The sequence below is a fragment of the Halolamina sediminis genome (genome assembly GCF_001282785.1).
Taxonomy (GTDB): Archaea; Halobacteriota; Halobacteria; order Halobacteriales; family Haloferacaceae; genus Halolamina; species Halolamina sediminis.
Genome location: NZ_CVUA01000001.1, coordinates 422966 through 445464, shown reverse-complemented (window position 1 = coordinate 445464; position 22499 = coordinate 422966). Strand labels below are relative to the sequence as shown.

The following is a 22499-nucleotide window of genomic DNA, read 5'->3' as shown; positions in this document are numbered from 1 at the left end:
CACTGCGAACCGACTCCTATCGCACCACGTCCGCGGCGACGCTCCCGATCCCCTCGACTTCGGCACGCACGCGATCGCCCCGCTCGATCACGCCCGCGCCGGGCGTCCCCGTCGAGATCACGTCGCCGGGTTCGAGCGTCATCACGTCGGAGTGGAACGCCACTAGCTCCCGCGGCGGAAACTCCATGTTGTCGACGACGTTCTCCGCGACCGTCTCGCCATCGACGACCGTTCGAACCGTCGTCTCCGCGAGTTCGGCCCTCGACTCGGGGACCGCGAGATGCGGCCCGAGCACGAGGAACGTGTCGAAGCTCTTCGACCGCGTCAGGAACCGAGGGTTGCGCTGGAGCACGTCCTCGGCGGTCGTGTCGATCACGGGCGCGTAGCCGGCGATCACGTCGGCGGCCTCGTCGGCGCCGACGTTCCGGCAGGTCCGGCCGATCACGACCGCCAACTCCGCCTCCGCGGTCACTCGCTCGCTGACCGACTCGGGCGGGAGTCGGATCGGCCCGCCCGGGCCGGTCGCGGCCGTCGCCGGCTTGAAGAAGCTCGCCGGCTCCTCGGGCGCGTCCTCCGAGAGGTCGCCGGCGTGTTCGACGTAGTTGAGGCCGATCCCGAACAGTTTGCCCGGCTTCCCGACGAACGCGCCGAGCGAGCGCTTCTCCCGGGGAATCCTGTCGGCGCTCGCGGTGTCAGGAGCGGGGAGCGTCCCCGCGGCCGCGGCCGGGAGCGCCTCGCGGACGCTCGCGTGCTCGGGCGTCGCGGCCGCCAGCGGGACGAAGCCGTCGTCGTCGCCCAGCAGGGGTTCGCCGTCGGCGGTCCGTGCGAGGTAGCGCATCAGCGCCACCTCCGCGTCGAGTCGGCAGCGTGTGGGTCGGTCGCCATACACGGGGCTATGCCGCGGGGGGGCATCAACGTCCCGGACCGGACAGACGGGGGGAGGGAACAGGGTTTTGTGTTCTCACCGCGAGGTGTGCGTATGAAAATGGAGGAGCCCACGAGCGAAGCCCTGGACTCCGCCATCCCGATCAGCGAGCTCGCTGCCGGAAAGAGCGTGCTCGTTCGCGGCCCCGCGATGTCCGGGAAGTACGATCTGCTCCTCCGCCTGCTCGGCTCGCTCGCGGACTGTTCGATCTTCGTCTCCACCAGCCGGCAGAACCGCGGCGCCCGCGATGATTTCGCCGCCTACGGCGACCCCGACTGCTTCGGCGTCGTCGACTGCGCCAGCCGAGTACAGGGGCAAGACGACGGCGGCGGCGAGCTCGTCCGCTACGCCTCCTCGCCGAAGAACCTCACCGAAGTCGGCGTGAAGTTCACAGATCTCGTCGATCAGTTCCAAGACGACGGCGTCGAGCACGTCGCCGTCGGCCTCTACTCGCTGTCGGAGCTGCTGATGTACAGCGACACCGAACAGGTGTACCAGTTCCTGCGCGTGCTGCTCGCCGAGTCCGGGGGGATGGGATGGCCGACCGTCGCCGTGATCGACGACGACGCCGCCGGCGAGCAGGCGGTTAACACGCTCACCCAGCCGTTCGACGCCGTGATCACCACCAGGCGTGACGACGACGGGCGGTCGTTCCAGTATCACGAGCCGGGAGGGGAGCCGGACGAGTGGGTCGCGTTCTGAGCCCGCCGATTCGCCCCACTTTTGCCGCCGCCGCGCCAACCGCGGGTAATGGCCGAGTTCGATCCCGACACGTTCGAGGAGGAGAAGTACACCGAGCATTTCGCCGAGCTCCAGCGCGCCTACAAGAACGCGTTCGAGACGATGAACGGACAGTTCGACTCGGACCTGATCCACGCGATCGACCAGCAGGTGCTCAACGAGTCCGAACCCCACTTCGTCGACGGCCGCTTCGAGGTCGAACTCCCCGAGAACCCCACGGGTCGCGTGACGGCGGTCGACGCCGACAGCGAGACACTGACCGAGACGCTCGATCGCTACACCGACGAGATCGTCGCCGAGCTCCACGAGCTGTTCGGCGTCGAACGGGCCGAGAACGAGCCCTGAGGCGGGTAGCGAACGTGTTCGGACTGTGCCGAACCAAAGGCATAAGCCGCCCGCTCGCGAAGTGAACGTATGAGCACGGAGAGCCAGTCCGGCGACGACCTTCGCGACCGCATCAGCAACTTCCTGCGGCGAAACTTCCCGCAGATACAGATGCACGGCGGTTCGTCCTCGATCACCCACCTCGACCGCGAGGAGGGCGTGGTGCACATCCAGCTCGGCGGCGCGTGTTCGGGCTGTGGTATCTCCCCGATGACGATCCAGGCGATCAAGTCCCGGATGGTCAAGGAGATCCCCGAGATCGACAAAGTCGAAGCCGACACGGGCATGGGCGGCGGCGCCGACGGCGACCTCGGCGGCACCGGCGGCGACAGTATGAGCCCCTCTTTCCCCGGCGAGGGCGACGACGACGGCGAGGACGACGAAGGGCCCCAGGCCCCGTTCTAACGCTCGCTCGTCGAGTTCCCGTGTTTTCGACCGCGTAGCGGCGCCGCCGGACTACCACGCCTTTTCAGTACGGAGCGCCAACCCTCGTCCATGAGCGAGGAGTTCGACAAGGAGGCCGAACGGGAGAAGCTCCGCGAGAAGTTCGAGAAGGACGAGGAGAAACGGGAGGAGACCCAGCGCATGAGCGAACTCCTGCTACAGGGGGCGACGATGACCAACGAGCACTGCGAGAACTGCGGCGACCCGCTGTTCCGCGACGGCGGGGAGACGTTCTGTCCGACCTGCAGCGGCGCCGGCGGACAGGAGCAGCCAGCGGACACCCAACAGGCGGCGGAACCGCAGCAGCAGCCACAGCAGCCGGTGCAGCCACAGTCACAGCAGCCGACGACTGAGCCGCCTCAGAGCGCCGAACGGGCGAACGGCGCCGAGCCGGTTCCGCAGCCCGAAACTGGCAGCGGCGCCGACGGCGGACAGCAGGCCGGACCGAGCGGCGATACGCAGCCGGCGCAAGGGCAGCGAGCAGCCCAACCGACGGCCACCGACGCCGCAGGGCCGCGAGCCGAGCTCCAGCGCGCGGTGACGACGACGGCACGGAACGCGAACGAGGCCACCGATCCCCGGACGGCGAAGGAGTGGCTCGAAGCCTCGAAGGAGGCGGCGGAGGCGCTGGCGGCGCTGGAACAGTAGGTATTCGGTGTGACACGGCGACGGCATGGGTTCCGATGCTGGGACACGGAGGTCCCAGCAGATCACGAGCCGTCACCAGAACGCTTCGCGTTCTGGTTGGCGGACGAGGATCAAAGATTCTCGTCAACGTCGCCGGTGTACTCGCTCCCGACGACCTCCCGCAGTCGGTCGGCGGTCACCTCGCCGATCCCGTCGACCTCCAGCAGGTCCGCCTTCTTCGCAGTCATCACCGCCTCGACCGTTTTGAACTGCTCGAGCAGCGCGCGCGCGGTCACGGGGCCGATGTCGGCGACGCTGCCGACGACGTACTCCTGCTGTTCGGCCAGCGTCTTCCCCGACTTCTCGCCGTGGACCGACACCGTGCGATCGCTCTCCTCCTGCTCGCGGCCGGCGACCACTTCGAGCAGGTCGGCGGTGTCGTCCTCGTCCTCGGTGCGGAGCACGCTCGCGTCGAAGTCGATCGCCAGCGAGGAGAGCGCCCCCCTGATCGCGTTGGGGTGGACGTTGCGCTCGCCGTAGAGGTCCTCGCCTTCGAGAATCACCACTGGCCGGGCGTACGCCCGCGAGAGGTCACCCACCTGCTCGAACATCGACCGGTCGCCACCGGTCAGCGTGTCGAGGAAGTCCGCGACCGACTTGCGCTCGACGGCGACCCGGTCCGAGAGCACGTAGTCGCCGACCTCCAGCGTCTCGAGGCGCGTTCGAACGCCCTCCCGGCGAGAGAGCTCCCTCGCGATCGGCGAGTCGAGCTCGCGCTGGTCGACGACGATCTCGATCTCCTCCTCCTCGGGGTCGGAGTCGGCGATCGCGACGACGCCCTCGGTGGCGTCATCCTCGGCGTCGTCGGTCGATTCACTCCCTTCGTCGCCCGCAGCGAAATCGTCGAGTCCGGGATCCAGTCGTTCTTCCCGCGAGTCGTCGTCCTCCTCGCTGCTCGCCGACGCCCCATCGAACTCCGAAAGCGCCTGCTGGGCGTCGTCGAGCTCCTCCTCGACCTCGTCGGCGACGCCTTTCAGCTTCCGGAGCTCGTCCTCCATCTCCTGCTCGCGCCGGCGAGCGATCCAGAAGAACGCCTCGTCCCGAGTGTCCTCCGCCAGCAGAACGACCACCTTCCCCTCGGCCTGTCGCCCGGTTCGACCCTTGCGCTGGATGGAGCGGATCGCGGTCGGGACCGGCTCGTAGAACAGCACGAGGTCGACCTCGGGCACGTCGAGTCCCTCCTCGGCGACGGAGGTGGAGACCAGCACCTCGAACTCGCCGTTGCGGAACTGATCGAGCCGCTCCTGCTGCTGTTTCTGGGTCATCCCGTCCGACCCCTCCTTGTCACCCTGCCCGACGAACTTCCGGGTCTCGAAGCTCTCGCCGAGAAACGACGTCAGCGCCTCGGCGGTGTCGCGGGACTCGGTGAACACGATGACGCGCTCGCCGTCGCCGATGCCGAGCGTCTGGGCGAGCAGGATCCGGGCCTGCGAGAACTTGGGGTGGAGCCCGTCGTACGTGTCGGCTTTCCGCATCGCGCGGCGCACGCGGGGGTCGCTCACCATGCGCTGGCTGGCCTTCGAGGCGCCGGAGGAGCGGGCGTCCTCGCGCTGGCGCTCGAAGTAGCGGCGGACCGACTCGACGGACTGGGTCTCGACCAGTTCGACGGCGCGGCGGAGCTTCATCACCTCCGCGTGGGTGCTCATCCCTTGGTACCCCTCGCTCTGGTCGTTGTTGATCAGCTTCTGCAGTTCGGCGCGCATCCCGTTGAGCTTCTTCTGGGAGAGGTCGGGCTGGGTGGTGTTGGTGACGCCGAGCTCCTTCAAGTCCTCCAGTCGCTCCGTGATCACCTCGTTCAGCAGTTCGCGGATCTCGAGAATCTCGTCGGGGAGCTCGACGCGTTCCCACTGGACGTCGGTGTCGTGGGTGAACTCGTCGACGTCGGCGTCCTCCTCGGTCATCACCTCCACCTCGGTCAGCCCGAGGTTCTCACAGACCTGCAGGATCTCCTCCTCGTCGCCGCCGGGGGAGGCCGACATCCCCGTCACGAGCGGGTTCTCGGCGTCGGCGTGGTAGCGCTCGGCGATGTAGACGTAGGCGTAGTCGCCGGTCGCGCGGTGGCACTCGTCGAACGTGAGGTGGGTCACGTCCGACAGCGAGATGCGGTTGCCGACGAGGTCGTTCTCGACGACCTGCGGCGTCGCGATGACGATCCGGGCGGACTGCCAGAGTTCGGCGCGGTCCTCGGGGCTCACGTCGCCGGTGAACACGACGATCTCTTCCTCGGGGATCTGGAGGGCCTCGCGGTAGAACTCGGCGTGCTGCTGGACCAGCGGCTTCGTGGGCGCCAGCATGAGAGCTTTGCCGCCCACCTCGTGCAGCCGTTCGGCGGTCACGAGCAGCGAGACGGTGGTCTTCCCGAGCCCGGTGGGGAGACAGACCAGCGTGTCGGCCGCCTTCGCGGTGCCGGCCAGTTCGAGCTGGTAGCGCCGCTGTTCGAGGAAGTCGGGTGTCAGTAGCGGGTGGTCGATCCGGCCGACGTCGTCGGTGGCCGCCATTTGGCGATACTGGGGCGCGCTCGCCGATAAGCGTTCGGCGAGCGAGGTGGAACTGAAACGGGGGCGTTCGGCGGGGTTTCAGACGATCTGCTCGCCGTCGTCGTCGTAGACGCGGATGGCGTCGACGGGGCAGGCCCGCGCGGCGAACTTCGCGTCCAGTTCGGCGTCCGCGGGCACCTCGCGGACGAACAGGTCGTCCTCGGCTTCCTCGCTGTCGACGAGAACCGCCTTCCCGGCGTCCTCGTCGCGTTCGAAGGCGTCCCACTCGGCGACACACTGGAACATCCCGATACAGGTGTCCCGGTCGTACTCGATACGCATAGTCGGTGGGTTGTACGGGTGGGTGCTAAGTGGTTGGTGTCGCCGGAAGCGTTCCCGAGGCGGGGTCGGACCTCAGCGGCGCTCGACGCGCATCGGCATCCCGTTCCGGGGGTGGGCCGTCAGCGTCGGCAGGAGTTCGAGCGGGGTATCGCCCTCGTACGCCAAACGGAAGCGGCTGGCCGTCGTCGCGACGATGGAGCGGGCCTCCAGCATCGCGAGATGCTTGCCGATACAGTGGCGCGGCCCGCCGCCGAACGGGAAGTACGCGAACCTCGGGCGCTCCGTCGCCCGCTCGGGGCGCCAGCGCTCGGGGTCGAACGACGCCGGGTCCTCCCAGTGGTCGTCGGAGCGGTGGACCGCCCACTGGGGGAGCATGATCGCCGCGCCCTCGGGGATCGTGTAGCCGCCGACCTCGACCGGCTCCCGGGGCTCCCGGAAGATGGTGTACACCGGCGGGTAGAGCCGCATCGCCTCCTTGATCACCCACTCGGTGTACTCCAACTCCCGCATCTCCGCCATCGTCGGGCGGCCGTCGTCGACGACGGCGTCGACCTCCTCGTGGAGGCGGCGCTCGACCTCCGGGTGTTCCGACAGCAGGAACCACGTGTACGTCAGCGTCAGCGCGGTAGTGTCGTGGCCCGCAAGCAGCATCGTCATCATCTCGTCCCGGAGCTGTTCGTCGGTCTGTTCGCCGTCGGCTCGGGCCCGCATGAGCACCGAGAGGAAGTCCATCGGCGCGTCGGGGTCGTCGTCCGTGCCGACGTCGCCGCGGCGCTGGGCGACGATGTCGTCGATGACGCCCTCCAGTTCGGCGACGGCGGCGTCGAACTCGGCGTCGCCCGGCATCGGCACCCACTCCGGGAGCGCGAACCGGACGGGGTCGGGCTCGAACCGCATGCCGAGGGGCTCCAGCTGCTCGCGGACGTGCTCCAGCCGGTCCCGAGAGAGCTCGACGCCCATCATCAGGTCGAGGATCACGTCGATGGTGACCGTCGTCATCTCCTGTTCCACGTCGATGCGGTCGCCGTCGTTCCAGTCGGCGAGGCGGGACTCGGTGTGGTCGACGATCCGGTCGGCAATCCCCGAGAGCCGGGCCATGTCGAACGCCGGCTGGGCCAGCGTGCGCTGCTGGCGCCACGTGTCGCCCTCGCTGAGGAGGAGCCCGTCGCCCAACAGGTCGCCGAGCGCGTCGTCCTGAAACGCCGGCTTGCCGAAGCGCTCGGCCTCGGAGACGAGGATCCGCTCGATCGCCGTGGGGTCGGTGACCACGTACGTGTCGAGCGGCCCCATGTCGAACCGGCTCACGCCACCGTATGCCTGTTCGAGCCCCGTGACGAACCGGAACGGGTCGCGGGCGTACTGGTGACTGCTCCCGAACACGGGCTGGCCCTTGGGACCGGGCGGGGTTCGCGACATTGTTTGTCGTACGTGCTAATCGGGCATAAACCCCGGTTTCGTGTCAGAGAAGATCGGGTTGATTGGGCCGCTACTCGTCGCCGTTACCGCACCTTCGGCACGGGACGGTCGACCATCACTGTCACCGCACTTTCGGCACGTGACGGTCGACCATCACTGTCACCGGACCTTCGTCCCGGGCTCGGAGCCTTCTTTCGTCGTCAGCAGGTCGGCCTCTTCGCCGGCGGCCAGCACCATCCCGTTGGACTCGACGCCGAACAGCTCCGCCTGCTCCAAGTTCGCGAGCACGATCACCGACTCGCCCTCGAGCTCGTCGGCGTCGTGGAGCTGCTTCAGCCCGGCGACGATCTGGCGGGTCTCGACACCGATGTCGACCTCCAGCCGCATCAGCTTGTCCGCACCCTCGATTCCCTCGGCCGATTCGATGCGGCCGACGCGGATGTCCAGTCCTTCGAAGCTGTCGAAGTCGATACGCTCGTCGATCAGGGGTTCGAGCTCGGTGTCGGTCATCTCGGTGTCCTCGGGTTCGTCGTCCTCGTTCTCGTCTTCGTCGTCCGCGGTCGCGGCCTCGATTTTCTCCGCGAGCGCCGCGTCGAGTTCGTCGACGCGGTCGTCCTCGATCTTCTCGAACAGCTCGTCGGGCTCGTCGAACGCGCCCGGCTCGGCGTCCACCGCGTCGGTCTCGGCGGCGTGGACGTCGGCGTCGACGTTCAGCTGCGCCCAGACCGTCTCGGCCTTCTCGGGGCAGATCGGTTCGAGCAGCACGGCGACAGCGGTCGCGACCTGCAGACAGTCACGGATGACCTGTGCCTGCTCGTCGCTGCCGTCCTCGAGTTGCCACGGCTCGTGCTGCTGGATGTACTCGTTGCCGAACTGCGCGAGTTCGACCGCGGCGTCGCCGGCGTTGCGCACGTCGTAGTTCTTCACGGCACGCTCGAAGGCGTCGACGGCCTCGTCGATCTCCGCCCGCACGTCGTCGCTCACGTCGGCGTCGGGCGTGCCGTCGAAGTTCCGCGCGGCGAACAGCATCGAGCGGTAGACGAAGTTGCCGACCGTCCCGACGAGCTCGCCGTTGACGCGCTCCTGGAAGCGCTCCCAGGTGAAGTCGAGGTCCTGCTGGAACCCGCCCATCGTGGTGAGGTAGTAGCGCAGCAGGCCCGGGTGGAACCCCTCGTCTAAGTACTCATCCGCCCAGATCGCGCGGTTCCGGCTGGTCGAGAGCCCCTTGCCGTCGATGGTGACGAAGCCCGTCGCACAGACCGCGCGCGGTTCGGCGTGGTCCGTCGCGTGGAGCATCGCCGGCCAGAAAATCGTGTGGTGCTGGATGATGTCGCGGCCGATCACGTGGACGATCTCGCCGCCGTCGCCGCCGTCGCGGCCCCAGACCTCCTCCCAGTCGTACTCGTCGGCGCCGACGCGCTCGGAGTACTGCTTCGTGGAGGAGACGTACTCGATCGGGGCGTCGACCCAGACGTACAGCACGAGGTCGTCCTCCCCGGGGTAGTCGATCCCCCAGTCCATGTCTCGGGTGATACACCAGTCCTGTAGCCCCTCCTCGATCCACTCGCGGGGCTGGTTCTGGGCGTTGGACGTCCCTTCGAGGCGGTCGAGGAACTCGGAGAGGTAGTCGGCGAGCTCGGAGACGGCGAAGTACTTGTGCTCGCGCTCGCGGTACTCCGCGGCGTTACCCGTCAGCGTCGAGACGGGGTTCTCGATCTCGCCGGGTTCGAGGTGGCGGCCACAGCCCTCGTCACACTCGTCGCCGCGGGCCTGCTCACCGCAGTACGGGCAGGTCCCCTCGACGTAGCGGTCGGGCAGCGGCTGGTCCTGTTCGGGGTCCCACGCGACCATGATCTGGTCCTCGTAGACGTAGCCCGCTGCTTCGAGCTCCTCGACGAACTCCCGGGTGATGTCGGTGTTCGTCTCGTCGTGGGTGTGGCCGTAGTTGTCGAACTCGACGTTGAACTTCGGGAACGTCTCGGCGTACTTCTCGTGGTAGCCCATCGCGAACTCCTCGGGGGAGACGCCCTCCTCGGCGGCGTTGACCGCGATGGGGGTGCCGTGCATGTCCGAGCCGCAGACGTACGCCGACTGCTGGCCGAGCTTCTCGATCGAGCGATGCAGCGCGTCCGCCGCGGTGTACCCCCGGAGGTGACCGATGTGGAGGTCGCCGTTTGCGTACGGCAGTCCACACGTCACCACCGCGGGACGGTCGGTCGGGAACTCCTCGTGGCTCATCTGGGTGGAAGTTGTCGATGCGGGCCTAAAGCCCGCCGGTTTCGGTGGTCGAACGGTGCCCGGGAACGAGGGGTTCACCGGACGGCGCCGCCGCGTGTCCTACCCCGCGCCGGCGCCGAGAAGGCTCCACCCGTCGCTACGGCGCACGCATACCGCGGCGACGAGTGGGGAACACGGCCGAGCAGAGCGCCCCAAAACGCAAAAAGCTCCCGGGGGTGTGTGAATTACCGTCAGCGGTTCAGTCAACGACTGTCGCCGGGTCGGGACGCTTCAGTCGCTCGGTGGGGGCGCCAAACGAGAAAAGCGCTATATAGCCCACCGGGGTATAGCGCATATGAGCGAGCTGGGGGAGGATCGAGTCCCCGAGGAAACCCGGACCGAGATCATGGAGGCGACGTTCCGAGCCGTCAGCGAGCACGGCTACGCCGACCTCCGAATGCGGGACATCGGCGAGGAGATGGAGAAGACCCGCCAGATCATCCACTACCACTACGACGGGAAGTACGACCTGCTGGCGAACTTCCTCGAGTACATCATCGAACAGTACGAGGGTAGCGTCGAGGTCGACCGGGACGTCCCGCCCCGCGAGGAGTTGGATCTCCGCGTCCGGCAGTGTCTGTTCGGGCCGGGATTCGAGGAGTTCGACCACTGGGAGCGGATGAAAGTGTACCACGAGCTGTTCACCCACGCACAGAACGACGAGCGCCACCGGAAGATATTCGACGAACACCACCGACGCCTCCGGGGCGGCATCACGCAGGTCGTGACCGAGGGGATCGAGCAGGGGGAGTTCCGGAACACCGACCCCGAGCGCACGGGCCAACTCATCACCGACGTGATCCACGCGGCCCGGGAACGGAAGCTCTCGCTTGGCCACGACGACGCGCCGGAGCAGGCGCTACAGGCCATCGACGAGTTCGTCATCGACTCACTGATCGTCGAGGAGTAGGGTCGGTCGCGGTCGGGAACCCCTCCCTCAAGGGCGGGGACCGCCCGGGGCGAGGAATGTAGCGGCCAAACAGCCCTTATGCGTACGGCGAAAACGGCCGGACATGGAGAACGCCGACCCGCCACGAGTCGAGGCTTGGGTCGACGACTACCTCGAGCGGGTCCGGTCGCTGCCGGCCGACAGCGTCGCCGGCGCGTTCGATCCGCCGTATCCACAGGATCGGGCGGACCCCTACGACGCCTTCGCGGAGACGTTCATCGCCGACGCGCCGCTGTCGGGATCGCTCGCCGAGTTCGATCTCGCGGTGAAGGAGAACATCGCCGTCGGCGGCGTGACGACGACCTGTGGTACCGACTGCTTCGAGTGGACGCCCGATATCGACGCCGTCGCGGTCGAACGGCTCCGGGCGGCGGGCGGGTCGATCGTCGGCACCACGGACATGGATCCGTTCGCGTTCGGGACGACCGGGGAACTAAGCGCGCGCGGCCGGACGGAGAACCCCGCGGTCGAGGGGCACGTCCCCGGCGGCTCCTCGGCGGGCAGCGCCGCGGCAGTCGCGGGCGGCGAGGTCGACGCTGCGCTGGGCACCGACACCGCCGGCAGCGTCCGCATCCCCGCCTCGTTCTGTGGCGTCGTCGGCTACAAGCCCACCTACGGGATGGTCCCGACCGAGGGCGTCGTGCCGCTCTCGCCGTCGAACGACCACGTCGGCGTGCTCGCCGACGGGGTCGCCACCGCGGCGCAGGTACTGGAAGCGATCGCCGGCCGCGAAGCGACACACCCCGAATCGCTGACCGCGCCCTCCCGGCTCTCCTTCGTCGATGATCTCGACCGGACCCCGTCGGGGCTGCGGCTGGGCGTCCCCGCGGAGTTCATGGCGGCCGCCACCCCCGAGATCGAGGCGGCGATCGAGTCGGCCGTGACCAGCGCCGCGGTCGAGATGGACGCCGAGGTCGAGTCGGTGGCGTTCCCCGAGGCCGCGGCGGCAGTCGACGCCAACGACGCCGCGACGGTGATGGAGTTCGGGGCACTGCTCGCGCGGGGCGGGCTGCTCGGGACGGGGCTGCCGGCGGACCTGCGGGCGGCGCTCCGGGAAGCGAACGAACGCCGCGACTCGCTGCCCGGGCGGGTCCGGGACCTGATCGAGACCGGCCGAGCGCTGCTCGATCGTGCGCCCGACGCGTACGGCCGGACGTGGGACGCTCGGCGGCGCGCGATCCGCCGCCAGCAGGCGCTGTTCACCGATATCGACGTGCTCGCGGTGCCGACGACGACGATCCCGGCGCCCGCCTTCGGCGCCGTGCCGGGGAAGGGCGGCGTGTCGGTGCTCGACACCGTCGAGAACACCGCCCCGTTCAACGCCACCGGCGCGCCCGCCGTGTCGGTCCCCTGCGGCGAGGTCGACGGCCGGCCAGTGGGGCTGCAGTTGGTCGGGCCGCCGGGGGCGGACGGCTTCCTGCTTCGGATCGCGGAGTCGGTCGAGCGGGCGCTCGACTGAGGTTCGGTCGAACGATCGCACGACCGAGCAGTCGGGGGATTTTTTCCTCCCGGCACTGACGCGGAGCCATGGATCTACCGCCGGACTGGGAGACCGACACCGTCGAGGCCAACGGCGTCGACCTGCGGTACTACCGGACGGGCGGAGGGCCGCCGATCGTCTACGCCCACGGGTTCTACGGCACCGGCCGGAGCCGACGCCGGCTGATCGACGACCTCGCGGCTGACTACACCGTCGTCAGCTACGACGCCCGGGGCCACGGGCGGTCGGCGGCGCCCGAGACCGGCTACACCGTCGACGACCGCGCGGCCGATCTCCTCGGGCTGCTCGACGCGTTGGCGCTGTCGGGGCCGGTGCTGATGGGCCACTCGATGGGCGGCGCGACTGTGGCCGCCGCCGCGGCCGAGGCGCCGGAGCGAGTCGGGGGCGCCGTTCTCGTCGACCCGGCGGGGTTCACCGGCGAGCCGGCGCCCATGAGCCCCGACGAGCGCGCGGCGTTCGTCCGCGAGCAGGTCGCCAAGTGGGACGAACGCGGCGTCGACGCGATCGCCGAGGAGAACGCCGAAGAGCTGCCCGAGGAGTACCTCGACGCCGCGCCGGGCCAACCCCGACGGGAGGCCGAGGCGGCCGTCGAGTGCAGTCCCGAGATCGCCGAGATCGCCCGGGAGGGCTACCCCGAGGAGGCGTACGTCGCCGAACTGTTCCCCGAGATCGACGCGCCGGCGCTGGTGCTGCGGGCCGACGCCGAGCCCGAACGCCGCCGCGAGGATCTTGACGCCGCTGACGCGCTCCCGAACGGGCGGCTCGTCCACGTCCCCGACGCCGATCACGCGGTGTTCCAGAGCCAGTACGACGCCGCGATGCGGGAGGTCCGGGCGTTCCTGCGCGGCTGTCAGAGCCAGAGCGCGAACACCACGTAGCCCGCGAGCATCGACGCCGAGAGGAGGAAGACGGCGGCGCCGGAGGCCAGCATCCCCAGCGTCGCCCAGAGCGCGTTGTCGAGCGCCGCCTCCGTGTCGCGATCGTCGCGGCGAAGCTCCGAGAGGAACACCGTGCCGAACATCCCCAGCAACACCCCCAGCGGGCCGAGGACGAACAGGAGCACCAACCCCACGGCGGCCGCGAGCAGCGTCGTCGTCGTGCTCGCGCCCTTGGCCCTGCCGGTGATCGCACCGCCGAACAGGTCGACGACGATCGTGAGGATCCCGACGACGGTGAAACTCAGGAGCAGCCAGAGCCCCATCCGCCCGGGCCCGAAGAGGTACTCGGTGTAGACGCCCACCAGCGCGAGCAGTCCGGAGGGGACGCCGGGGACGACGCTGGCGACGACCGCGCCGACGAGCAGCGCCAGCGTGACGGCCGTCACGGCGTCGATCATGGTCGGACGAACGCGGCCGGCGTACAAGAATCCCCGCGGGCGCACCAGCGGATACTTACGTCGAGCGGGAGAACTCCGGCTATGCCCATCGACCCCAACTTCGACAGCAACCGTGAGCGCGTCGAGGGCGAGGAGGCGGCGGCCGCGAGCGGCGAGGACCAGGACGAGGCGGCCGTCGCCGTCTGGGGGCCCGTCGACCCGCCGGAGCAGCTCGGCATCCACGGCACCCACGTCGCCGTCGACTACGACCTCTGTATCGCCGACGGCACCTGTCTGGAGGACTGCCCGGTCGACGTGTTCACGTGGGTCGACACGCCCGACCACCCCGAGAGCGAGCGCAAGGTCGAGCCCACCTTCGAGGACCAGTGCATCGACTGCATGCTCTGTGTCGACGTCTGCCCGGTGGACGCGATCGACGTGGACGGCAGCCGCGCCGGCGGCAGCGGGCTCTAGTCCCAGTACTCGCGGTGCGCTTTCGCGGCCGCTGTCCCGTAGGTCTCCACCAGCGGCTCGCAGGCGTCGCCGAACGCCCGCATCGTCATCCGGGTCGACACCCTGTCGAGATCCGCGGCCACGTCGTCCCACTCGCGGTTCTGCAGGACTTTCTCGACGAGTAGCCGTTCTGCCGGCGGCTCCAGCCCCGCGTTCCCGAGGATCAGTTCTCGCAGCGCGAGGTCGGTGAACGCCGCCGGCGCGGCGTGGTAGCTCCCCATCCCGTTGGCGGCGTCGACGACGACGCGCCAGTCGCGTTCCGAGAGGCCCAGTTCCTCGGGGACCGCGCCGTCGTCGACCGCCCGGAGCGCCCGGCGAATCACGTCCGGGTCGACGCCCGAGAGCGGCCCCGCGAGCACGCCCGGCGCGCGCCCGCGGAACCACTCGGCGTGCCGGGCCGCGAGGTCTGCGCCGTCGTCGCTCAGGGGACGGACCATCAGCGCGGAGTGCTCACCGCTGGCGTCGTTCTTCGTCGTGGAGAGGTGGACCGTCCGGTAGCCGTTCTCCCGCCAGAAGTCGAGGAGTTCGGGGGTGGCGCCGTAGCCGACGCCCACGTAATCGACCTGCTCGCCTCGCAGGTCGGCGTCCCGACCCCCGTCCTCCCGGAACTCCGCTTCGATCTCCGAGAGCAGCAGCGAGCCGAGGCCGCCGGACCGGACCGCGTGGTGGGTCGCGATGCGCATCACGCGGTAGCCGACGGGAATGCCGCCGTCGCGATCGCGGAGCTGGCTGGTGAACACGTCCGGGAGCATGTTCCCGCGGATTCGGTCGCCGCGGTAGACGCGCTCCCGCGTGTCCTCGCCCAGGCCGCCCTCGCGGGCGAGAAGGCCGACGCTGACGACTCGCCCCTCGTGTAGCAGCGCACGGCAGGTGAGGTTCGGCGCGTCGAGCAGGCGGGCGAGGTCGTCCGGTTCGGTTCGGTAGTGCGCGAGCACGAGCAGGCCGAACGCTTCCCGGAGCAGGTGCTCGTCCGCGAGCAGGCGCTCGGGTGTGAGCTCCTCGTAGCGGACGGTTTCGGGCGTCGCGTCGGCGACCAACTGATCGACCGGGGGCCGCGCGTCGAGCAGCAGCGCGCGGAACGCCCACGACTCCACGGGGTCGCCGGCGGCGTAGCGGATCGGCTCGTCGAGGCGCACGTCGATCACCTCCCGCCCGGAGTCTGCGAGGCTCCCCCGGAACCGCACGTCGAAGCTCCGACCCGCCCCCTCGTAGCCGTGGACGGTGGTGCAGAACGCGACCGGCGGGCCGTCGAGGAAGCGTTCGAGCAGCGAGACCGGGAGGGCGGCGGCCTCGTCGACGATCACGGCGTCCGGGCCGCCGGGGAGGTCTGCGGTGTCCGGGGGTCGAGCGAACCGGACGCAGCCGCCCGAGTCGGCGGAGACGCAGTCCTCCGCGGAATCAGCGAGTGCGTCGGCAGCAGCGAGACGTTCCCGAGCGCGGGCGAAGATCTCGTCAGCGCCGCGGCGCTCCGGCGCGGTCACGAGCACGTCCCGCCCCTCGCGGGCGAGTGCGCCCGCCGCAAGCCCGGCGGCGCTCGACTTCCCGCGGCCGCGGTCGGCCTCGACGACGACCGCGGGGTCGGCGTCCGTCCCCCGCAGCGCCGCCAGTTCGTGGACCGCCTCGGCCTGATCGACCGTTCTGCAGGCGCGGTAGATATCGTCGTCGAACGTCGCGTCCGCGGGCGGTTCGGGCGTCTGGCGAGGACGGGAAGGGTACGGGTCCGTCAGCCCGTCGTCGCGGACCGCGACGGCGTCGCTCTCGGGGCCGTCGTACCCCGCCTCCACCTCACAGATTGCGACGCCGGGGTGGGCACGGAGCGTGTCGACGAGCCGGCGGCGGAACTGGCCGGCCACGTCGTCGACCTCGAACGGCGGGACGGCGAGCGTCTCGTCGAAGGCGTCGCGGCGCTCGGCCCAATCGTCGAGGGCGGGCGCGAGCAGGACGTACAGCCCGCCGCCGTCGACGGCGCCGACAGTGCGGCCAATCGCGTTGGGCGAACACTCCTCGTGGCCGTCGAGGACGATCGCCTGCTGGGTGCGGCCGAGCAGTTCGCGGGAGCGGCGCGGGCCGACGTGTTCGAACGGCCAGTCGTCGGCGGTCGAGATAGCGGTGCACTCCGGGATCGGCAGATCGGCGGCCTCGATCGCGTCGACGGCGGCGCGGCGGGTCGCGTCGGCGGCGCCGGAGAGCACCAGCAGCCGGCGTTCGTTCGCGCGGGTGGCCGCCGACCGGAGGTCGGCGGCGAGCGAAGCGAGGGTCACGGGCGGCGTTCGCCCGCCGGCGGTTTGCCCGTTTCGGCCCGTGTCGGGCGCTGTCACGGTGCCGGCAGTTTGAACACGCTTTTACGTGGGGCTAGCGAATCGAGGAGCGAAGCCTGTCAGGGGTTGATGATACTCCCCACCGTCAGGGACGCAGTTCCGGTGGGGCAGTCGAGCCCGCAGGCAGGACGAGGTACTACAACAATGCCAGTTTACGTCGACTACGAGACCCCCGCCGACCTCGCCGACCGCGCGCTCGACGCGCTCGAGGTCGCCCGGGACACCGGCACCGTGAAGAAAGGAACCAACGAGACGACCAAGGCCGTCGAGCGCGGGAACGCGGATCTCGTGTTCGTCGCCGAGGACGTCGAGCCCGAGGAGATCGTCATGCACCTGCCCGAACTCGCCGAGGAGAAGGGCATCGCGGTCGTCTTCGTCGAGACTCAGGACGACCTGGGTCACGCCGCCGGCCTCGAGGTCGGCAGCGCCGCCGCCGGCATCGTCGACGCCGGCGACGCCGAGGACGACGTCGAGGACATCTCCGAGAAGGTCGAGGAACTCCGGTAACCCATGAGCGCAGAAGAGGAGAACGGCACGGAATCGACGCCGGCCGAGGTGATCGAGATCGTCGGCAAAACCGGGATGCACGGCGAGGCGATGCAGGTCAAGTGCCGCATCCAGGACGGCTCGAACCAAGGCCGCATCATCACGCGGAACGTGCTGGGTCCCGTGCGGGAGGGCGACATCCTCCAGCTGCGGGAGACCCAGCGTGACGCCGACTCCATCGGAGGTGCCTGATGCCCCAGAATCGAACCTGTGACTACTGTGGCGACGACGTCGAGCCCGGCACGGGCACGATGTTCGTCCACACGAACGGCAGCGTCGTCCACTACTGCTCGGCGAAATGTGAGAAGAACGCCGACCTCGGGCGCGAGCCCCGGGATCTGGAGTGGACCGAGGAAGGCGGCGACCACGGCGTCGAGGTCGAGGAGACCGAACCCGAGGAAGAGGCCGAGGAAGCCGTCGAAGAAGAAGCGGACGAAGCAGAGGAGGAAGCTGAGTCCGAGGCCGACGAGGAAGCTGACGAAGCCGAAGCGGACGCCGACGAGGAGGACGAGGAATGAGCGAGCGCGAGCGAACGTTCGTGATGGTCAAGCCCGACGGCGTCAAGCGCGGCCTGATCGGCGAGATCGTCTCCCGGTTCGAGCAGCGCGGCCTGAAGCTGGTCGCCGGAAAGTTCATCGAGATCCCGCGTGATCTCGCCGAGGAGCACTACGGCGAGCACGAGGACAAGCCGTTCTTCGAGGGTCTCGTCGAGTTCATCACTTCCGGCCCCGTCTTCGCGATGGTCTGGGAGGGACAGGACGCGACCCGACAGGTCCGATCGATGGTCGGCGAGACCGACCCCGCCGAGTCGCCCGCGGGCACGATCCGCGGCGACCTCGGACTGGACCTCGGACGCAACGTCATCCACGCCTCGGACCACGAGGACCCGGGCTCGAACGAGCGCGAGATCGATCTGTTCTTCGACGAGGCGGAGCTGATCGACTACGAGCGCCCCGACGAAGCCTGGCTGTACGAGTAACGCTTCGTCTTCTCCGCTTTCTCCCCGGTCGCGAGCGACGGCGCCGGAACCGCAAACGCCTCGTGTCCGGAGGCCGAACGGTTCGTGTATGCTCCTGAGAGCCATCACGTTCGTCGCCGGCGTCGCCGGCGCCGCCCTCCCCGAGAAGTCGATCGAGATCGGCAAGCGCTCGATGCTGGTCGGCTACGAGAACCCCGAGGACCTCGACGCCGAGGACTGGTACGTCGACGCCGTCCGGTACGGGTCGGTGCTGCTAGCCGTCGCCGCACTGATCGCGCCGTTCCTGCCCACGCCGAGTGAGGGCAGCGACGACGAGGACGACGCCGCCGAGGCGGGCCCCGTCGTCGACGTGATCGAATCGAGCGACGAGTAACGCAAAATCCCTTTTCTCGTGGCGTTTCAGTCGTCGGCAGTCGCCGCGTCGCGAACCGGCACGTCGATCTCGCCGGCGTCGAGGTCGGCCTCGACGTTCCGGGCGGCGGTCACGAGGTTGGCGGTCTTCTGGTAGGCCGCCTCGCGGGGAAGCAGCTTCAGCCCGCAGTCCGGCGAGATGGTGAGCTTCTCCGGCGGCACCACCTTCAGCCCCTGCCGGATGTTCTCCTCGATCTCTTCGACGCTCTCGACCTCGGCGGTGTGTGCGTCGACAACGCCGAGCGCGAGGTCGGGCGCGAACTCGCCGTCGGCGAACGTCTCGATCTGCTCGTAGTCGCCGTTACAGAGTTCGAGGTCGACCTCGTCGACGGGGAACTCGTTGAGTTCGGGATAGATTCGGGAGTAGTCGCCGTAGCAGACGTGGAGGCCGATCCGGACGTTTTCCGGCACGCCATCGGCGATCCGCTCCAGACAGCCGCCGACGATGGCGTGGTCGTCGGGCGTCGTCGCCAGCGCGGGCTCGTCGATCTGGATGTAGCGGGCGCCCGCCGCGACCAGCTTCTCGATCTCCTCGTTCACCAGTTCGGCGAGGTCGTACGCCAGCGCCTCGCTGTCGCCGTACTGTTCGTCGAACGCCCAGTTCGCGAGGGTGTACGGCCCGGTGATCGGCACCTTGACCGGGCGGTCGGCCACGTCGTCGGTGAACTCGAACTCGTCGACCAGCCACGGCTCGTCGTAGCTGACCGCCTCGACGACGCTGGGCTTGTCGAAGTAGTTGTGGCCCCAGACCTTCACGGGGCCGTTGAACTCGTAGCCGTCGATGCGTTCGGCGAAGAACTCCACCATCTCGTTGCGGCGCATCTCGCCGTCGACGACCGTGTCCAGCCCCGCGCGCTCGTGCTCCTCGGTGATCAGGCGGCAGGCGTCGTCGTGCGCTTCGTCGAGGTCATCCTCGTCGAAGGAGGAGTCGGGGTCCTCGACGAGGTCGTCGGCGCGGTTGAGCCACGTCGGCTTGGGGTAGGAGCCGACCACGCTCGTCAGCAGGAAGTGGTCGTGTGCGTGGTCGTCGGGACGGAACTGCTCGCGGTTGGCGGCGTCGCGGGCCATCAGGCGCTCACCTCCGTCTCCGGGGCGATCTCGGCCGCCTCGGCCAGCACCGAGAGCTTCTCGCGGTACGTCGAGACGGGGAGGTAGGCGAGCTCGGTGTTCGGCGTCGCGTAGACTGTGTCGAACGTCTGACTCGGTATCTGCTCCTGCACCCAGTCGATCCGCTCGGCGACGGTGTCGGCGCTCTCGACGGCGGTGTTCTGCCCGTCGACGAGGCCGAGGGATATGTCGTCTTTCGTGCCGAACTCGGTGACGTTGTACAGGTGGGCGTCGCGGTCGCCGGCGACGAAGTCGAACCCGAGCGCGTCGACGTCGGCGTCCATCAGGTGGGCGTACGTTTTCTCCTCGTGGGCGCCCCAGTAGCTCTGAAGCACCACGTCGGCGTCCGTGGCGTTCGCCACCGTGTCGACCGCATCGCTGACGCGCTCGTTCTCGTCGTCCTCGGGGGGATCGGTCACCAGCGATGGGTCGAGCAGAAACAGTGTCTCGTGGGCCGGGAGTGCTTCGACCTCGCCGGCGAGGAACGCCGCGATGGCGGCGAGGAACTCGGCCTCGTCGCCGTAGTGCTCGTCGGTGGCGAGCTCGGCGAGCGTGTAGGGGCCGGGAAGGACCGTCTGGAGAGATTCGTCGTCGTTCAGTAGCCCCATCGCGGCGTCGAGTTCGGCGGGTACGTCACCGCTGGCCGCGAGATCGTCGACGACGCGGGGGTCGCGGTAGAAGTTGTTGTTGTCGTAGTAGCGCACGATCCCGCCGGTCTCCACGCTCTCGTGGACCGCCAGCGGGTGTGCGAGGAAGTCGTCCCAGCGCCCCTGTCCCTCGACGAGCCGGTCGAGGCCGGCCGCGCGCTGGTCCTCGATCAGCACCTCGCGGACGCGCTCGTACGCCGCGCGGACCTCGGGTTCCTCGTCGCCGTCGACGAGATCCCCCTTCTGGTGGCCTTTCAGGTCCGAGAGTTCGTCTTTCGCCCAGTCTGGCAGTGGGTGCAATCCCAGCGTGGTCGCGACTCGCTCGGTCATGGGGATGCGTAACGGATGCAGTAGCTTAATAATTACTACTTAAGAAAATTCCCTTCAGTAATTCCCGTCGGGTCGGAAGTGACACGCGACCGTCCGTCCGTCGTCGCTCCCGGGCCGGGGCTCCCCGCCGGACTCGCGCTCCGTGAGCTCCGGGTCCGCGGCCACACACCGCGCCGCGGCGTCGTCGTCGAGGCGCTCACGCAGGTGACACCGCGGGTGGAACCGACAGCCATCGGGCGGATCGGCGGAGTCTGGCGGCGAGCCGGGGAGGCGGATGCGCTCGTCCGGCTGCGGTTCGGCCCGGACTCGCGGGACGCTCGACAGCAGCGCCTCAGTGTAGGGGTGGGCCGGGTCGTCGAGGACGGTCCCGAGACCGCCGAGTTCGACGAACTCCCCGAGGTACATCACCGCCACGCGGTCGGCCACCTGCCGGACGACGCTCACGTCGTGGCTGATCAGCAGGTACGTCAGCCCGCGCTCTGCTTGTAGGTCCCGCAGGAGCTCCAGAATACCGGCGCGAACGCTCACGTCCAGCGCGGAGACGGGCTCGTCGAGGACGAGCAGGTCGGGCTCGAGCGCGAGCGCGCGGGCGATGCCCACGCGCTGGCGCTGCCCGCCCGAGAGCTCGTGGGGGAACGCGTCGTAGTGGCGCTCGGGATCGAGCCCCACCGTCTCGAGCAGTTCCCGGACGTACCCCGCCCGGTCGTCCTCCCGCCCGCCGTGGATCACCAGCGGCTCGGCGACGATGCGGCCGACGGTCATGCGCTCGTTCAGCGTCGAGAACGGGTCCTGAAACACCATCTGGACCCGGCGGCGGAACGCCTTGTCCGCGCCGCCGGCGAGGGAGTCGCCGTCGAAGATCACCTCTCCGTCGGTGGGCTCGTCGAGCCCGATCACCGTCTCCGCGAGCGTCGACTTCCCGCAGCCGGACTCACCGACGATCGCCAGCGTCTCGCCGCGCTGGAGGTCGAAGCTCACCCCGTCGACGGCCCGGACCGCCCCCGTCTGTCGCTTGAGGATCCCCGACCGGACCGGGTAGTGGCGCTTCAGCTCCCGAACCGAGAGCAGGGGGTCGCTCACTCGTCCACCTCCTCGCTCCACTCGATCGACTCGACTGCCGACCGGTCGTAGTCATCGCCCCCGGGGTGGGCGTTGGTGTAGGCGTAACAGGTCGCCTCGTGGCGGCCGGGGCCGTCCGCATCACTCGCGTCGCCGTCGTCGAACCGGATCGTCGGCGGCGCCGCGCCGTCACAGATCCCGGCCTCGGCGGCGGGACAGCGCGGGTGGAACCGACAGCCTGCCGGCGGGTCGGTGAGATCGGGCGGCGAGCCGCCGATGGGGTCGAGGTCGCGGCGCTCGTCCACGTCGGGAACGCTGCGGAGGAACGCCTGCGTGTAGGGGTGTCGCGGCGAGCCGAGCAGCTGTTTCCGGCTGCCGCGCTCGACGATCCGGCCGGCGTACATCACCATGATCCGCCGACAGAGCTGGGAGACCACGCCGAGATCGTGGCTGATCAGCAGCAGCGACATCTCCCGTTCGGCGACGAGTTCGCGGAACAGGTCGACGATGCCGGCCTGTACGCTCACGTCCAGCCCCGTCGTCGGCTCGTCGGCGATCAGGAGGTCGGGCTCGCCGGCGAGCGCCATCGCGATCACCGCACGCTGGGCCATCCCGCCGGAGTACTCGTGTGGGTAGTCACGGAAGCGACCCTCGGGATCGCCGATGCCGACCTCGTCGAGCAGGTCGATCGCCTCCGTTCGGGCCGCCCGTTTGGGGAGGTCGCGGCTGGCCCGGACCGCCTCGACAATCTGGGCGCCGACGGTCTCGGTCGGATCGAACGCCGCCTCGGCGTTCTGGAACACCATCCCGATCCCCGACCCCCGGACCGAGCGGAGTTCTCGGGCAGACGCGCCGATCAGTTCCTCGCCGCGCCACTCGACGGAGCCCTCGACCCGACCCTCGTCGATCAGGCCGACGAGCGAGCGCACCGAGACGGACTTGCCCGCGCCGGACTCGCCGACGATCCCCAGCGTCTCGCCGGCCCGGAGCTCGTAGCCGATCCCGTCGACGGCGACCAGCGGCTCCCGGCGGCCGAACGTGGTGCGGAGCTCCTCGACCCGGAGGAGCGGCTGGTCATCAGTCGTGGCGGCCACGCGTTCGTCGGTCGCGGTGTGTGAGTCAGCCATCGTG

Annotated in this window: 23 protein-coding genes and 1 pseudogene; 13 read left to right on the top strand and 11 right to left on the bottom strand. The window is 69.3% G+C overall.

The window, feature by feature from the left end:
- Positions 1 to 16: 16 nt before the first annotated feature.
- A complete protein-coding gene (locus BN1959_RS02295) occupies positions 17 to 838 on the bottom strand; it encodes a fumarylacetoacetate hydrolase family protein (protein ID WP_053949301.1) in 822 nt (273 codons plus the stop codon).
- 141 nt (positions 839 to 979) lie between these two features.
- Here BN1959_RS02295 and BN1959_RS02290 point away from each other — a divergent pair, with 141 nt between their 5' ends.
- The 4 genes from BN1959_RS02290 (at position 980) to BN1959_RS02275 (ending at position 3142) form a co-directional block, all read left to right on the top strand.
- Positions 980 to 1627: a DUF7504 family protein gene (locus BN1959_RS02290; RefSeq protein ID WP_053947104.1), complete on the top strand. Its 648-nt coding sequence runs from the start codon at positions 980 to 982 to the stop codon at positions 1625 to 1627.
- A gap of 48 nt (positions 1628 to 1675) precedes the next feature.
- Complete coding sequence (locus tag BN1959_RS02285; RefSeq protein ID WP_053947103.1) at positions 1676 to 2011, top strand: DUF5783 family protein; 336 nt, start codon at positions 1676 to 1678, stop codon at positions 2009 to 2011.
- 69 nt (positions 2012 to 2080) lie between these two features.
- Positions 2081 to 2455, top strand: coding sequence for an iron-sulfur cluster biogenesis protein NfuA (locus BN1959_RS02280; RefSeq protein WP_053947102.1), 375 nt, complete (start codon positions 2081 to 2083; stop codon positions 2453 to 2455).
- Between the two features lie 90 nt (positions 2456 to 2545).
- On the top strand, positions 2546 to 3142 hold the full coding sequence (locus BN1959_RS02275; protein WP_053947101.1) for an Sjogren's syndrome/scleroderma autoantigen 1 family protein: 597 nt from the start codon (positions 2546 to 2548) through the stop codon (positions 3140 to 3142).
- Between the two features lie 110 nt (positions 3143 to 3252).
- Here the strand turns inward: BN1959_RS02275 and BN1959_RS02270 are convergent, their stop codons facing one another.
- From BN1959_RS02270 to metG, 4 genes are all read right to left on the bottom strand, one after another.
- On the bottom strand, positions 3253 to 5679 hold the full coding sequence (locus BN1959_RS02270; RefSeq protein ID WP_053947100.1) for a DEAD/DEAH box helicase: 2427 nt from the start codon (positions 5677 to 5679) through the stop codon (positions 3253 to 3255).
- 78 nt (positions 5680 to 5757) lie between these two features.
- Positions 5758 to 6000 carry a ferredoxin gene (locus tag BN1959_RS02265; RefSeq protein ID WP_053947099.1) on the bottom strand — a complete coding sequence of 81 codons (243 nt, stop codon included), beginning with the start codon at positions 5998 to 6000 and terminating at the stop codon, positions 5758 to 5760.
- Between the two features lie 72 nt (positions 6001 to 6072).
- Positions 6073 to 7416 carry a cytochrome P450 gene (locus BN1959_RS02260; RefSeq protein ID WP_053947098.1) on the bottom strand — a complete coding sequence of 448 codons (1344 nt, stop codon included), beginning with the start codon at positions 7414 to 7416 and terminating at the stop codon, positions 6073 to 6075.
- 159 nt (positions 7417 to 7575) lie between these two features.
- Complete coding sequence (metG, locus tag BN1959_RS02255; RefSeq protein ID WP_053947097.1) at positions 7576 to 9654, bottom strand: methionine--tRNA ligase; 2079 nt, start codon at positions 9652 to 9654, stop codon at positions 7576 to 7578.
- 334 nt (positions 9655 to 9988) lie between these two features.
- Here metG and BN1959_RS02250 point away from each other — a divergent pair, with 334 nt between their 5' ends.
- From BN1959_RS02250 to BN1959_RS02240, 3 genes are all read left to right on the top strand, one after another.
- Positions 9989 to 10603, top strand: coding sequence for a TetR/AcrR family transcriptional regulator (locus tag BN1959_RS02250; RefSeq protein WP_053947096.1), 615 nt, complete (start codon positions 9989 to 9991; stop codon positions 10601 to 10603).
- Between the two features lie 103 nt (positions 10604 to 10706).
- Complete coding sequence (locus BN1959_RS02245; RefSeq protein WP_053947095.1) at positions 10707 to 12101, top strand: amidase; 1395 nt, start codon at positions 10707 to 10709, stop codon at positions 12099 to 12101.
- 68 nt (positions 12102 to 12169) lie between these two features.
- Positions 12170 to 13021, top strand: coding sequence for an alpha/beta fold hydrolase (locus BN1959_RS02240; RefSeq protein WP_053947094.1), 852 nt, complete (start codon positions 12170 to 12172; stop codon positions 13019 to 13021).
- On the opposite strand, the gene BN1959_RS02235 is transcribed toward BN1959_RS02240, so the two are convergent.
- Positions 12994 to 13479, bottom strand: coding sequence for a DUF456 domain-containing protein (locus BN1959_RS02235; protein ID WP_053947093.1), 486 nt, complete (start codon positions 13477 to 13479; stop codon positions 12994 to 12996). The two genes, BN1959_RS02240 and BN1959_RS02235, sit on opposite strands and share 28 nt — an antisense overlap.
- Before the next feature lie 81 nt (positions 13480 to 13560).
- Here BN1959_RS02235 and BN1959_RS02230 point away from each other — a divergent pair, with 81 nt between their 5' ends.
- Positions 13561 to 13932 (top strand): 4Fe-4S dicluster domain-containing protein, encoded by a 372-nt coding sequence (locus BN1959_RS02230; RefSeq protein WP_053947092.1) that lies wholly within the window; start codon positions 13561 to 13563, stop codon positions 13930 to 13932.
- Here BN1959_RS02230 and tmcA read toward each other — a convergent pair.
- Positions 13929 to 16232, bottom strand: coding sequence for a tRNA(Met) cytidine acetyltransferase TmcA (tmcA, locus tag BN1959_RS02225; protein ID WP_053949300.1), 2304 nt, complete (start codon positions 16230 to 16232; stop codon positions 13929 to 13931). The genes BN1959_RS02230 and tmcA overlap by 4 nt on opposite strands.
- A 201-nt stretch (positions 16233 to 16433) precedes the next feature.
- On the opposite strand from tmcA, the gene rpl7ae reads away from it, so the two are divergent.
- From rpl7ae to BN1959_RS02200, 5 genes are all read left to right on the top strand, one after another.
- Positions 16434 to 16796, top strand: a complete 363-nt coding sequence (gene rpl7ae, locus BN1959_RS02220) for a 50S ribosomal protein L7Ae (protein ID WP_053947091.1) — start codon at positions 16434 to 16436, stop codon at positions 16794 to 16796.
- Positions 16797 to 16799: 3 nt separating this feature from the next.
- Complete coding sequence (locus tag BN1959_RS02215; protein WP_053947090.1) at positions 16800 to 17027, top strand: 30S ribosomal protein S28e; 228 nt, start codon at positions 16800 to 16802, stop codon at positions 17025 to 17027.
- A complete protein-coding gene (locus BN1959_RS15410; RefSeq protein WP_053947089.1) occupies positions 17027 to 17353 on the top strand; it encodes a 50S ribosomal protein L24e in 327 nt (108 codons plus the stop codon). Before BN1959_RS02215 ends, BN1959_RS15410 begins: the two co-directional genes overlap by 1 nt.
- On the top strand, positions 17350 to 17814 hold the full coding sequence (ndk, locus tag BN1959_RS02205; protein ID WP_053947088.1) for a nucleoside-diphosphate kinase: 465 nt from the start codon (positions 17350 to 17352) through the stop codon (positions 17812 to 17814). Before BN1959_RS15410 ends, ndk begins: the two co-directional genes overlap by 4 nt.
- An 88-nt stretch (positions 17815 to 17902) precedes the next feature.
- Positions 17903 to 18187 (top strand): hypothetical protein, encoded by a 285-nt coding sequence (locus BN1959_RS02200; protein WP_053947087.1) that lies wholly within the window; start codon positions 17903 to 17905, stop codon positions 18185 to 18187.
- A gap of 26 nt (positions 18188 to 18213) precedes the next feature.
- On the opposite strand, the gene BN1959_RS02195 is transcribed toward BN1959_RS02200, so the two are convergent.
- The 4 genes and pseudogenes from BN1959_RS02195 to BN1959_RS02180 all read right to left on the bottom strand — a co-directional run bounded on the left by BN1959_RS02195 (position 18214) and on the right by BN1959_RS02180 (position 22495).
- Complete coding sequence (locus tag BN1959_RS02195) at positions 18214 to 19293, bottom strand: methionine synthase (RefSeq protein WP_053947086.1); 1080 nt, start codon at positions 19291 to 19293, stop codon at positions 18214 to 18216.
- Entirely contained in the window at positions 19293 to 20309 is a 1017-nt protein-coding gene (locus BN1959_RS02190) for a 5-methyltetrahydropteroyltriglutamate--homocysteine methyltransferase (RefSeq protein ID WP_053947085.1), read from the bottom strand. Before BN1959_RS02190 ends, BN1959_RS02195 begins: the two co-directional genes overlap by 1 nt.
- Positions 20310 to 20444: 135 nt before the next feature.
- Positions 20445 to 21389 (bottom strand): annotated as a pseudogene (locus BN1959_RS02185) (ABC transporter ATP-binding protein); the annotation flags it as partial.
- Positions 21386 to 22495, bottom strand: a complete 1110-nt coding sequence (locus BN1959_RS02180; RefSeq protein WP_053947083.1) for an ABC transporter ATP-binding protein — start codon at positions 22493 to 22495, stop codon at positions 21386 to 21388. The gene BN1959_RS02180 and the pseudogene BN1959_RS02185, both read right to left, overlap by 4 nt.
- Positions 22496 to 22499: the final 4 nt, after the last annotated feature.

Excerpts from the sequence above, each read along its gene's own strand:
- BN1959_RS02265 (WP_053947099.1), bottom strand. The coding sequence starts at position 6,000 with ATGCGTATCGAGTACGACCGGGACACCTGTATCGGGATGTTCCAGTGT.
- BN1959_RS02230 (WP_053947092.1), top strand. The coding sequence starts at position 13,561 with ATGCCCATCGACCCCAACTTCGACAGCAACCGTGAGCGCGTCGAGGGC.
- BN1959_RS02285 (WP_053947103.1), top strand. The coding sequence starts at position 1,676 with ATGGCCGAGTTCGATCCCGACACGTTCGAGGAGGAGAAGTACACCGAG.
- BN1959_RS02280 (WP_053947102.1), top strand. The coding sequence starts at position 2,081 with ATGAGCACGGAGAGCCAGTCCGGCGACGACCTTCGCGACCGCATCAGC.
- BN1959_RS02190 (WP_053947085.1), bottom strand. The coding sequence starts at position 20,309 with ATGACCGAGCGAGTCGCGACCACGCTGGGATTGCACCCACTGCCAGAC.
- BN1959_RS02260 (WP_053947098.1), bottom strand. The coding sequence starts at position 7,416 with ATGTCGCGAACCCCGCCCGGTCCCAAGGGCCAGCCCGTGTTCGGGAGC.
- BN1959_RS02195 (WP_053947086.1), bottom strand. The coding sequence starts at position 19,293 with ATGGCCCGCGACGCCGCCAACCGCGAGCAGTTCCGTCCCGACGACCAC.
- BN1959_RS02290 (WP_053947104.1), top strand. The coding sequence starts at position 980 with ATGAAAATGGAGGAGCCCACGAGCGAAGCCCTGGACTCCGCCATCCCG.
- BN1959_RS02200 (WP_053947087.1), top strand. The coding sequence starts at position 17,903 with ATGCTCCTGAGAGCCATCACGTTCGTCGCCGGCGTCGCCGGCGCCGCC.
- BN1959_RS02295 (WP_053949301.1), bottom strand. The coding sequence starts at position 838 with ATGCGCTACCTCGCACGGACCGCCGACGGCGAACCCCTGCTGGGCGAC.
- BN1959_RS02215 (WP_053947090.1), top strand. The coding sequence starts at position 16,800 with ATGAGCGCAGAAGAGGAGAACGGCACGGAATCGACGCCGGCCGAGGTG.
- BN1959_RS02240 (WP_053947094.1), top strand. The coding sequence starts at position 12,170 with ATGGATCTACCGCCGGACTGGGAGACCGACACCGTCGAGGCCAACGGC.
- BN1959_RS02235 (WP_053947093.1), bottom strand. The coding sequence starts at position 13,479 with ATGATCGACGCCGTGACGGCCGTCACGCTGGCGCTGCTCGTCGGCGCG.
- metG (WP_053947097.1), bottom strand. The coding sequence starts at position 9,654 with ATGAGCCACGAGGAGTTCCCGACCGACCGTCCCGCGGTGGTGACGTGT.
- BN1959_RS02245 (WP_053947095.1), top strand. The coding sequence starts at position 10,707 with ATGGAGAACGCCGACCCGCCACGAGTCGAGGCTTGGGTCGACGACTAC.
- BN1959_RS02180 (WP_053947083.1), bottom strand. The coding sequence starts at position 22,495 with ATGGCTGACTCACACACCGCGACCGACGAACGCGTGGCCGCCACGACT.
- BN1959_RS02275 (WP_053947101.1), top strand. The coding sequence starts at position 2,546 with ATGAGCGAGGAGTTCGACAAGGAGGCCGAACGGGAGAAGCTCCGCGAG.
- rpl7ae (WP_053947091.1), top strand. The coding sequence starts at position 16,434 with ATGCCAGTTTACGTCGACTACGAGACCCCCGCCGACCTCGCCGACCGC.
- BN1959_RS02270 (WP_053947100.1), bottom strand. The coding sequence starts at position 5,679 with ATGGCGGCCACCGACGACGTCGGCCGGATCGACCACCCGCTACTGACA.
- BN1959_RS15410 (WP_053947089.1), top strand. The coding sequence starts at position 17,027 with ATGCCCCAGAATCGAACCTGTGACTACTGTGGCGACGACGTCGAGCCC.
- BN1959_RS02250 (WP_053947096.1), top strand. The coding sequence starts at position 9,989 with ATGAGCGAGCTGGGGGAGGATCGAGTCCCCGAGGAAACCCGGACCGAG.
- ndk (WP_053947088.1), top strand. The coding sequence starts at position 17,350 with ATGAGCGAGCGCGAGCGAACGTTCGTGATGGTCAAGCCCGACGGCGTC.